Below are 1,188 nucleotides of genomic sequence, written 5' to 3' on the forward strand. Positions count from 1 at the left end.
TAAACTGTTGAGCGTCTAAATTAGATTAACAGAATTGCCCTTGTTCTTGAGTTTTCGATTCCACTTAATAATCAATCCTCCTTCATTTAAAAGCTCATGTAACACCGATTCTAGTTTTTCAACTGATTCAAAAAAACGATGAGCAAGATATTCTTTTGCTGAATGCCAAACTAATTCAATTAAATTATAATCAGGACTATACTCAGGTAAAAACTCTAAATAAATATTCGGCATTTCGGTTTCTATTTCTTTGAGAATTTCCGCCTTTTTATGAAAACTAGCATTGTCCAAGATAATGACAAGCCTTGCTCCCTTTTCGCAAAAATCTTCCTTTTTATTGCCCGCTTCTATCCATTCATTAATTACCTCTTCATAAAAGACTTTTAAAACTTCCTTAAAGCTCTGCGAATTTCCTTTTTTGACAAATTCTACAAATCTTTTTCGGTCGGAATATCTCAAGCACCCCATCACATTTACTCTTCCTTTTCTTCGATAGCCTGCTATTTTTTTTCGACTTCCTCTTTTGCACCAATTTTTTCTTCTTATCACTCTTAAACTAAAACCACTCTCATCCCAAAACCAAAGCTGTAACGAATTTGGTCTTTCTTTGGCTATTTTTATATATTCCTCTAATTTTTTTTTAAAAGCTTCTCTTTTTTCAGGTTTCCACTTTTCTTCTAGGCTATATTTTGCCCAAATGTAAACGTATTTTTTTTTGCTAAAATTCTCCTTACTTGTGAGCCACTCAACTCTATTCCTGTTTTGAGTGCTAAATAATCTGCTAACCTTTGACTTGTCCACCGAGCAAATTCGTATCCTAGCTCAGTTGGCGATTGCTCGATAACTTCTAAAAGCATTTTTAGATATTCATCAGTTACTTTTCTTCCATTTCCTTTCATTCTTTCGTCTTTTAAACTTTCTAGGTTATTGGGATCACCGTGAATACACCAATAAGAAACCTTTTGATAAGAACAGCCGATAAAATCCGCTATTTCGACTTGAGTTTTTCCATCGTTTAGTAATAATAAGAGCAAGATTCTTTCTCTTATATCTGGATGCTCTTCTTGCTTTAACGCTCTTTGAAGCTTCTCTTTTTGCTTTTTACTTAGATATCCTTTAGCTGGCATTGACTAATTTTCTCATTTTTGACAATTTTAATTATATACGATTTAAAAGCTCAAAAGTTTA

Annotated in this window: 1 pseudogene; it reads right to left on the reverse strand. The window is 32.8% G+C overall.

The features are described 5' to 3' along the window. Window positions 1-15: 15 nt before the first annotated feature. Window positions 16-1,127 (reverse strand): annotated as a pseudogene (locus CFPU101_RS25235) (IS630 family transposase). Between the last annotated feature and the right edge of the window lie 61 nt (window positions 1,128-1,188).

The sequence above is a fragment of the Chroococcus sp. FPU101 genome (genome assembly GCF_017312365.1).
GTDB lineage: Bacteria > Cyanobacteriota > Cyanobacteriia > Cyanobacteriales > Microcystaceae > Chroococcus.